This window comes from Mycobacterium sp. (assembly GCF_050701675.1).
GTDB lineage: Bacteria > Actinomycetota > Actinomycetes > Mycobacteriales > Mycobacteriaceae > Mycobacterium.
On sequence record NZ_JBOGDD010000095.1, the window covers coordinates 1 to 8,626 of the forward strand.

Genomic DNA, 8,626 nt, shown 5'->3' on the forward strand with positions numbered 1-8,626 from the left:
GCTCAAGGGCGGCGTCATCATGGACGTCGTCACACCCGAGCAGGCTCGCATCGCCGAGGGCGCCGGGGCCGTTGCGGTGATGGCGCTCGAACGCGTCCCGGCGGACATCCGCGCCCAGGGTGGCGTATCGCGGATGAGCGACCCCGACATGATCGAGGGCATCATCGCTGCGGTCACCATCCCGGTGATGGCCAAGGCGCGGATCGGTCACTTCGTCGAGGCGCAGATCCTGCAGAGCCTCGGTGTCGACTACGTCGACGAGTCCGAAGTGCTCACCCCAGCCGACTACGCCAACCACATCGACAAGTGGAAGTTCACCGTGCCGTTCGTGTGCGGCGCCACCAATCTCGGTGAGGCGCTGCGGCGGCTGACCGAGGGCGCGGCGATGATCCGCTCCAAGGGTGAGGCGGGCACCGGTGACGTGTCGAACGCGACCACGCACATGCGCGAGATCGGCGGCGAGATCCGTCGGCTCGGCTCGCTGTCGGAGGACGAATTGTTCGTCGCGGCAAAGGAACTGCAGGCCCCGTACGACCTGGTGGTCGAGGTGGCGCGGGCGGGCAAGCTGCCAGTCACGCTGTTCACCGCCGGTGGCATCGCCACGCCGGCCGACGCGGCGATGATGATGCAGCTCGGCGCCGAGGGCGTCTTCGTCGGTTCTGGCATCTTCAAGTCCGGCGATCCGGCGGCGCGTGCGGCGGCCATCGTCAAGGCCACCACCTTCTACGACGATCCCGACGTGCTGGCCAAGGTGTCGCGCGGGCTGGGGGAGGCCATGGTCGGCATCAACGTGGAGGACATCGCGCAGCCACACCGGCTCGCCGAACGCGGCTGGTAACGCTCGGGTATGTCGATCGAAGAGATCCTCGGACTGGAGCAGCTCGAGGTCAACATCTATCGCGGCGGAGTCTTCAGCCCGGAATCCGGCTTTCTGCAGCGCACGTTCGGCGGTCACGTCGCGGGTCAGTCGCTGGTGTCGGCCGTTCGCACCGTGGACCCGCGCTATCAGGTGCACTCGCTGCACGGCTACTTCCTGCGGCCGGGCGACGCCCGAGCGCCGACGGTGTATCTGGTCGAGCGGCTGCGGGACGGCGGATCCTTCGCCACCAGGCGGGTCAACGCGGTCCAGCACGGCGAGACGATCTTCTCCATGTCGGCGTCGTTTCAGACCGACCAGAGCGGGATCGAGCACCAGGACGCCATGCCGTCGGCGCCGCCACCCGACGACCTGCCCGGCTTTCGTTCCGGTGGGGCGTTCGACGACGCGGGGTTCGCCCAGTTCGCGGAGTGGGACGTCCGCATCGTGCCCCGCGACGCGGTGGCACTGTTGCCCGGCAAGGCGTCCCAACAGCAGGTGTGGTTCCGGCACACCGATCCTCTGCCCGACGACCCGGTGCTGCACATCTGCGCGCTGGCGTATCTGAGCGACCTGACGCTGCTCGGCTCTGCGCAGGTGAACCACCCCGACGAGCGCAAGCACCTGATGGTCGCGTCGCTGGACCATGCGATGTGGTTCATGCGCCCGTTCCGCGCCGACGAGTGGCTGCTGTACGACCAGTCCTCGCCGTCGGCCTGTGGCGGACGGTCGCTGACGGAGGGGAAGCTCTTCAATCAGTACGGCGAGATGGTGGCAGCGGTGGTGCAGGAGGGCTTGACCCGCTACCAACGCGACTTCACCGCAACCGCCAAATGACCGCTCGTGTGGGAGTCCTTGCGCTGCAGGGCGACACCCGAGAACACCTGGCAGCTCTGGTTGAGGCGGGCGCCGAGGCGATCACCGTGCGACGGCGTATCGAGTTGGACTCCGTCGACGCCCTGGTGATACCTGGCGGGGAGTCGACGGCGATGAGCAAGCTGCTGCGCGAATTCGAACTGCTCGAGCCGCTGCGGGCCCGGCTGGCGGACGGCATGCCCGCCTACGGATCGTGTGCGGGGATGATCCTGCTGGCGACCGAGATCGCCGACGCAGGCGTGCCAGGCAGGGAGGCGCTGCCGCTCGGGGGGATCGACATGACCGTGCGGCGCAATGCCTTCGGTCGCCAGGTCGACTCGTTCGAGGGCGACATCGCATTCGACGGACTCGACGCGCCGATGCACGCCGTGTTCATCCGGGCTCCGTGGGTCGAGCGGGTGGGGCCCGCGGTCGAGGTGCTGGCGCGTGCCGCGGGACATCCGGTCGCGGTGCGGCAGGGGCGCACGTTGGCGACCGCGTTCCACCCCGAGATGACCGGTGACCGACGCGTACACCGCCTGTTCGTCGACTCCCTCTAGCGGCTTCGGCGCGCTCGGTTGCGCTGAGCGCAACTGACCGCGCCGAAATCGCCCGGGGGTTAGAGGGTGGGGAGCAGCAGGCGCGAGGACGAGCGGACCGTGTTGAGGCTGCTGGTGCCCACGCTCGCATGCCGGAAGTTCATGATGGCAGGCACGTCGGGATTCTGATCGTCGCTGGCGACCGTCAACCTGATTCGATCTCCGACTGCGAAGCGACGGGCATTGCCCACCAACGGGATTCGATACTCGACATCATCGCCGATCGGCACGGCGGCGGCCCTGCGGCACGGGAGGACGGGCGCGCCCGGCCTGCTCGCATCCTCGTCGACCTCGCGCAGGCTGGCGCGTAACCAGCCCGCGGTGACGTCGTCGACGGTGCCATCGGGGGCCACGCGCTGCAGCGTCGCGATCCAGGCCGTATCCGCCGCGGTGCTGGCGGCGACCAGGCGTAGCTCGATGTCGCCGACCACGTCCATGGCCTCCTTGAGCGGCGGGCTGGTCCACGTCAGCAGCGCAGGCGGGTCGATGGGGCTCGGCTTGGCGCGGCCGAGGCCAGCGCCGAGCGTCAGGTACTCGCGCGCGCCGGGTTCGCCTTCGTCTTCGGCGAGCGTCCCGTCGGAGCACAGTGCGAATTCGGTGAGCGAGACCTCTGCGGGCGGCCACTGTTCGGCGGTGTGCCAGCCCGCCCCGGCACCTGGCAGCACGTAGCGGATCGGCGAGCCGTCCATGATGCCGGTGTCGTGGCCCTTGAGCCAGTGGTCGTACCAGGCCAGCGCTTCGGTGTGCAGGCTCTCCCATGGCCAGGTGAGGCCGTACTGCCCGAGCATCCCCATTCGCACGTTCGGATTGTGCGCCAAGCCCTTCCACGCGATGAACGTCGACGGCAGGTGCAGCGGGACGTTCTCCCAATCGCAGCCGAGGTAGACCGGGACGTCGATGCGGTCGAGCAGACCGGTGAGATCCCGCTCGTCCCACCACTCGTCGCGCACGGGGTGCTTGACCATGGCGTTCATCCACAGGTCGTCCCACGGGTGTGGGTCGTGGGGCAGCTTGAGCATCAGGCGAAGTCCGGTGATCGCCGCCTCGCCGTTCATGGTGCCGAACTTGCGGTGCAGCGGGGAGGCGTGAAGCACCTTGCGGGCGACCTCGAGGGGCAGGCTGCGCCAGAAGCCGTCGCTGCGGCCAGACGTCAGGCCTGCCATCGACAGGAAGGGCGTGATGAACGACGAACTGGCAAGCCCGTGGTGGGTGGCCGCCTCGTACAGATCGGCCGTCACCGCGACCGGGAAGATCGCCTTGAGGTGCGGCGGACGTTCGACGGCGGCCTCGAGCTGCGCCATGGCGAAGTAGCTGATGCCGATCATGCCGACATTGCCGTCGCACCATGGCTGGGCGGCCGCCCACTCGACGAGGTCGTACATGTCCTGCCGTTCTTGGGCGTCGAAGAACCCGAACTCCCCACCCGATCCGCAGGTGCCTCGCACGTTGGCGATGACGTGGCAATAACCGCGAGACACCCAGAAGTCAGTGTTGCCCGCCTCGACGAATCCCAAGGGGGCGCCCAGGTTCTGAATCTGGCGCGGGTACGGCGATGCGGCGATCAGCGCGGGGAATCGGCCGTCGGCGTCGGGGCGGTGCACGTCGGCAAGTAGGTCGACGCCGTCCCGCATCGCGATGGTGAGGTTGTCGTCGTGGCGGATCGAGTGGGTGGGCACGCTGAGGTTGCGGTAGGCGCGCCCCGTCGTCTGAGGGCCGTTGAGCTTGGTCGTCATGGGTCTCACGGTATGTTGAAACTAGTCTCAACGCAACGTGAATCTTTTGGTAGGGTCGTCTAGTGCCCAAGAAGACACCGCCAGGCCCTCGCGACGAGAAGGGGGTGCTGTCAGCGCGCATCCTCGCCGCCGCCCGCGACGAGTTCGCCACGCACGGCTGGGCGGGCACGACGCTTCGCGCGATCGCCAGGACGGCCGACGTCGATCCGGCGCTGATCTACCACTACTTCGGGTCCAAGGAAACGCTGCTCGACGCCGCGACCACGCCACCGCAGCGATGGCTCGAAGGTGTCGCTGCCACCTGGGCGACGCCGCATGCCGAACTCGGTGCGGCGCTGCTGCGGCTGATGTTGGGCGCTTGGGCCGACGACGAGATCGGGCCCGTCCTGCGTGCCGTGCTACTGACCGCTGCGCACGAGGAGTCCACCAGGGAGAAGCTGCGGCGCATCGTCGAGGGCAGTCTGATGGGCGTCTCTCAGCTCGGCGCCGATGCCCAGGATCGTTCGGTGCGCAGTGGGCTGATCTCCTCGCAGATGATGGGGCTGGCGATGATGCGCTACGTGTGGCGGATCGAGCCGATCGCCTCGATGAGCGACGACGAGCTCGTCGCGGCCGTCGCGCCGAATTTGCAGCACTACGTCGAGGGTGACCTCGGAGGGGACTAACGTCCACGTAGACTGGATGATCAGACTTCGCAGCGCAACGAAAGCGAGCAGTACCTGCATGAGCGGCCATTCCAAGTGGGCCACCACCAAACATCAGAAGGCCGTCAAGGACGCGCGCCGCGGTAAGGAATTCGCCCGGCTGATCAAGAACATCGAGGTCGCCGCGCGCACCGGCGGCGGCGACCCGACGGGCAACCCGACGCTGTACGACGCCATCCAGAAGGCCAAGAAGACGTCGGTCCCCAACGACAACATCGAGCGGGCCCGCAAGCGCGGCGGCGGCGAGGAGGCCGGCGGCGCCGACTGGCAGCCCATCACGTACGAGGGTTACGGCCCCAACGGTGTCGCCGTCCTGATCGAATGTCTGACCGACAACAAGAACCGCGCCGCCAGCGAGGTGCGCATCGCGATGACCCGCAATGGCGGCAACATGGCCGATCCCGGCTCGGTGTCCTACCTGTTCACCCGCAAGGGCGTCGTCACGTTGGAGAAGAACGGTCTCACCGAGGACGACGTGCTGACCGCCGTCCTCGATGCCGGCGCCGAGGACGTCGTCGACCACGGTGACAGCTTCGAGGTCATCTCCGAGCCCACCGATCTGGTCGCGGTCAGGAAGGCCCTGCAGGACGCGGGCATCGACTACGACTCGGCCGACGCCAGCTTCCAACCCTCGGTGAGCGTGCCCGTCGATCTGGACGGCGCCCGCAAGGTGCTGAAACTGGTCGACGCGCTCGAAGACAGTGACGACGTCCAGGACGTGTGGACCAACGTCGACATCTCGGACGAGGTCGCCGCCCAGCTCGACGAGGACTGACCGTTACGGCGTCATCGTGACCCGGTAGTGGCGCTGCGCGATCGCCCGGTCATCGTCCACGTCGATGGACGCCACCACGCTAACGGCCGATGTCGGACACGGCGTCCGCGATCGGCACGTCACCGGAGATCAATTCGAACGTGGCTCCGCCGGTGGTCGGGGCATCCAGCAGGGCGAGAAGGACTGCGGCTACGTCTGCCCTGGGGATGCTCCCGCGGCCGGTCGATTCGGCCACGCGCACCCGACCCGTGCCGGCCTCGTCGGTCAACTGCCCGGGGCGGACGATCGTCGAGTCGAGGGCGCTTCTCGCGCGCACCACGTCGTCGGCGGCAGCCTTCGCTTCCAGGTACGCGGCGAACACCGGGTCGCCACCCTCCTCGGCCGGTCGATGGTCCGCGCCCATGGCGGAGACCATCAGGTAGCGGTTCACGCCCGCTGCCTCGGCGGCATCGGCCAGCAGGATGGCGGCGTCACGGTCGACGGTCGCCTTTCTGTCGATCCCGCTGCCAGGGCCCGCTCCCGCCGCGAACACCACGGCGTCGGCGCCGCCGAGGTGCTCGGCCACCTCACCGACCGTTGCGCTCTCCAGGTCGACGACGATGGCGTCGGCTCCCACGGCACGCAGGTCGTCGACCTGGGCAGGGTTGCGGATCAGGCCCGCCACGGAGTCACCACGTTCGGCGAGCAGCTTCTCCAGGATGAGGGCGATCTTGCCGTGCCCACCCGCGATGACGACGCGCATCAGCGGGCCCCTGCCGTCGCGAAGACCTGGGAGTCGTCGGCGAAGGCCTTGAACTCCAACGCATTACCCGCCGGATCGAGCAGGAACACCGTCCACTGCTCACCGGTCTGCCCCTCGAAGCGCAGGTACGGCTCGATGACGAAGTCCGTGTCCCTGGCGCGTAGTCGTTCGGCGAGTCGATGGAACTCGGCGACGGACAGCAGCAGGCCGAAGTGCGGTACGGGTACGTCATGGCCGTCGACCGGATTGTGCGCCCGTGTCGATCCGCCGGGCGCCAGGTGCGTGACGAATTGATGGCCCTGCAGGTTCCAGTCCACCCACGTCTCGGCGCTGCGGCCTTCGGGCAGGCCCAGCACGGTGCCGTAGAAGTCCCGCGCGGCGTCCAGGTCGTCGACGGGAACCGCGAGGTGGAAGCGAGGAACGGGGGAGTCGAGAACGGTCACGGTATGAAGGGTCCTTCCCGTCGAGAGGTCGCAGCGGAGTCACTCGCCTCCAAGCTATCCGCCCGGACGGCTCAACCGCTCCCGTTGGACCTGACGTTCGAACTGACCATGTCGTCGTCGTAGTCGGAGTGTTCGTCGAACGCCCGTGCACGCTCCTCGGCCTCGGGGCTCCCCGAGAACAGCCCGGACGCCACTCTCGTCGTCCCGCCGTCATGGCCCGTGCGGGGCGGTTCGGGTTCGGCCCGTGCTCCGGCGGGCTCGATGCGCTGTGTCGGCACCACGCCCCCCTTGCGATGCACCCAGCCGACCATGCCCTCGCGCACCGTGCACCGCAGGTCGAACAAGGCGCCCGCGTTGGGGGCGCTGACCATCATCCGGACGCGGACCACGCCGCCGATGGCGTCGGTCACCTGCAGCACCCCGCGGCGTCCGTCCCACTGATCGCTCGAGGACAGCAGTCGGTCCAGTTCCGCGCGCATCTCGTCGAACGGGACGGAGTAGTCGACGTCGAACTCGACGGTGCCCATGATCTCGGTGGCATTGCGCGTCCAGTTCTCGAACGGCGTTGTCGTGAAGTACGTGCACGGCAGTACCAGTCGGCGCTCGTCGGCGAGTCGGACGACGACGTAGGTCAGGGTGATCTCCTCGATGCGGCCCCACCACTGGCCCTGCTCGAGTTCGACGACGTCGCCCACGCGGATGGCGCCGGAGAAGGCGATCTGCATGCCCGCGAAGACCGCGCCCAGCGACGTCTGCGCCGCAAGGCCCGCAACCACGGACAACACGCCCGCCGAGGCGAAGAGTGTGGTTCCGATGTCGGAGAAGGACGGGAACGTCATGAGGATCGCGGCGACACCGAGGATGACGACGACGGCGGTGGCGAGTCGGCGCAACACCGTGACCTGCGTTCGGATCCGTCTCCACAGCCGGTCGGCGTCGGAGATCTCGTCCTCGCCGCCGCCGAAGCGTGCGATCGTCCGCCGCTCTGCGACCTTCACGAGGCCGACGACCATCCAGGTCAGAGACGCGATCAGCAGGATCAGCAGGGTGTGGTCGACCCAACCGCGCCAGCCGTCCGCCACGTCGGAGGTCCGTTGCACCGCGACCGATGCGGCGAACACCATCAGCGTGGCGCGCGCCGGCGCTCGGGTCAGGGTGGCGATGTCGTTCAGCACACCGCTGCGGCGGCCGAGTCGCCTGAGCACCCAGGTCAGAACCACCCCGAGCACATATGCGGCCGCCACGGCGCCTGCACTCCAGGCCAGCGTGACGGCAAGATTGGTCGCGGACTGCAGTTCGTTGTCGCCGGGCATCGAGTGAGTTCAGCTCCCACGGATCGGGGTCGGGGGTCTCCTTCGACGGTAGCGTCGGTCGCCGCCGTCGTCACATCCCCGTCCGTCGAGGTGTGTCACGGGTGTGTCGGTGCCCGGCGCCGTCGGCGCGGCCCGTTAAGGTATCGAACAGCTGTTCGGGAAAAGGAGCCAAGGTGCGGGTGATGGGTGTCGATCCCGGGCTGACGCGTTGCGGATTGTCGGTCATCGAAAGCGGCCAGGGCCGCAAGGTGACCGCGCTCGACGTCGACGTGGTCCGGACTCCTTCGGACCAGCCGCTGCACAAGCGGTTGCTCACCATCAGCGACACCGTCGAGCACTGGCTCGACACCCATCATCCCGACGTCCTCGCCATCGAGCGGGTGTTCGCCAACCAGAACGCGAACACGGCGATGGGCACCGCGCAGGCGGGCGGGGTAATCGCCCTCGCGGCCGCCAGGCGGGACATCGACGTGCACTTCCACACCCCGAGCGAGGTCAAGGCTGCCGTCACCGGCAACGGTCGCGCCGACAAGGCTCAGGTCACCGAGATGGTCACCAGAATCCTGGCCCTGCAGGCCAAACCGACCCCGGCCGACGCTGCCGACG

At 68.3% G+C, this 8,626-nt stretch carries 10 protein-coding genes; 6 read left to right on the top strand and 4 right to left on the bottom strand.

Annotation, left to right across the window (positions count from 1 at the left end):
- The 3 genes from pdxS to pdxT all read left to right on the top strand — a co-directional run.
- The coding region (gene pdxS / locus ACRDUX_RS03020) for a pyridoxal 5'-phosphate synthase lyase subunit PdxS (protein WP_526410886.1) at positions 1-838 on the top strand (838 nt) is incomplete at its 5' end.
- 9 nt (positions 839-847) lie between these two features.
- Positions 848-1,693 (top strand): acyl-CoA thioesterase II, encoded by an 846-nt coding sequence (tesB, locus tag ACRDUX_RS03025; protein ID WP_526410888.1) that lies wholly within the window; start codon positions 848-850, stop codon positions 1,691-1,693.
- Positions 1,690-2,271, top strand: coding sequence for a pyridoxal 5'-phosphate synthase glutaminase subunit PdxT (gene pdxT, locus ACRDUX_RS03030; protein ID WP_526410889.1), 582 nt, complete (start codon positions 1,690-1,692; stop codon positions 2,269-2,271). Before tesB ends, pdxT begins: the two co-directional genes overlap by 4 nt.
- Before the next feature lie 59 nt (positions 2,272-2,330).
- Here pdxT and ACRDUX_RS03035 read toward each other — a convergent pair whose 3' ends face one another.
- The gene (locus ACRDUX_RS03035) at positions 2,331-4,043 is read right to left on the bottom strand and encodes a CocE/NonD family hydrolase (protein ID WP_526410891.1); all 1,713 of its coding nucleotides are present in this window, start codon (positions 4,041-4,043) and stop codon (positions 2,331-2,333) included.
- Between the two features lie 62 nt (positions 4,044-4,105).
- Between ACRDUX_RS03035 and ACRDUX_RS03040 the strand changes: the two genes are divergently transcribed.
- Positions 4,106-4,708 carry a TetR/AcrR family transcriptional regulator gene (locus ACRDUX_RS03040; RefSeq protein ID WP_526410893.1) on the top strand — a complete coding sequence of 201 codons (603 nt, stop codon included), beginning with the start codon at positions 4,106-4,108 and terminating at the stop codon, positions 4,706-4,708.
- 58 nt (positions 4,709-4,766) lie between these two features.
- A complete protein-coding gene (locus ACRDUX_RS03045) occupies positions 4,767-5,522 on the top strand; it encodes a YebC/PmpR family DNA-binding transcriptional regulator (RefSeq protein WP_526410895.1) in 756 nt (251 codons plus the stop codon).
- 79 nt (positions 5,523-5,601) lie between these two features.
- Here the strand turns inward: ACRDUX_RS03045 and ACRDUX_RS03050 are convergent, their stop codons facing one another.
- From ACRDUX_RS03050 to ACRDUX_RS03060, 3 genes are all read right to left on the bottom strand, one after another.
- The gene (locus ACRDUX_RS03050; RefSeq protein WP_526410897.1) at positions 5,602-6,264 is read right to left on the bottom strand and encodes an NAD(P)H-binding protein; all 663 of its coding nucleotides are present in this window, start codon (positions 6,262-6,264) and stop codon (positions 5,602-5,604) included.
- Complete coding sequence (locus ACRDUX_RS03055; RefSeq protein ID WP_526410899.1) at positions 6,264-6,707, bottom strand: VOC family protein; 444 nt, start codon at positions 6,705-6,707, stop codon at positions 6,264-6,266. Before ACRDUX_RS03055 ends, ACRDUX_RS03050 begins: the two co-directional genes overlap by 1 nt.
- A gap of 71 nt (positions 6,708-6,778) precedes the next feature.
- Positions 6,779-8,020: a mechanosensitive ion channel family protein gene (locus ACRDUX_RS03060; RefSeq protein ID WP_526410901.1), complete on the bottom strand. Its 1,242-nt coding sequence runs from the start codon at positions 8,018-8,020 to the stop codon at positions 6,779-6,781.
- Between the two features lie 173 nt (positions 8,021-8,193).
- On the opposite strand from ACRDUX_RS03060, the gene ruvC reads away from it, so the two are divergent.
- Positions 8,194-8,626: crossover junction endodeoxyribonuclease RuvC (ruvC, locus tag ACRDUX_RS03065; RefSeq protein ID WP_526410903.1), on the top strand; the 433-nt coding region annotated here is incomplete at its 3' end.

Coding starts and splice junctions, on each gene's coding strand:
- ACRDUX_RS03060 (WP_526410901.1), bottom strand. CDS start 8,020: ATGCCCGGCGACAACGAACTGCAGTCCGCGACCAATCTTGCCGTCACG.
- pdxT (WP_526410889.1), top strand. CDS start 1,690: ATGACCGCTCGTGTGGGAGTCCTTGCGCTGCAGGGCGACACCCGAGAA.
- ACRDUX_RS03045 (WP_526410895.1), top strand. CDS start 4,767: ATGAGCGGCCATTCCAAGTGGGCCACCACCAAACATCAGAAGGCCGTC.
- tesB (WP_526410888.1), top strand. CDS start 848: ATGTCGATCGAAGAGATCCTCGGACTGGAGCAGCTCGAGGTCAACATC.
- ACRDUX_RS03050 (WP_526410897.1), bottom strand. CDS start 6,264: ATGCGCGTCGTCATCGCGGGTGGGCACGGCAAGATCGCCCTCATCCTG.
- ACRDUX_RS03035 (WP_526410891.1), bottom strand. CDS start 4,043: ATGACGACCAAGCTCAACGGCCCTCAGACGACGGGGCGCGCCTACCGC.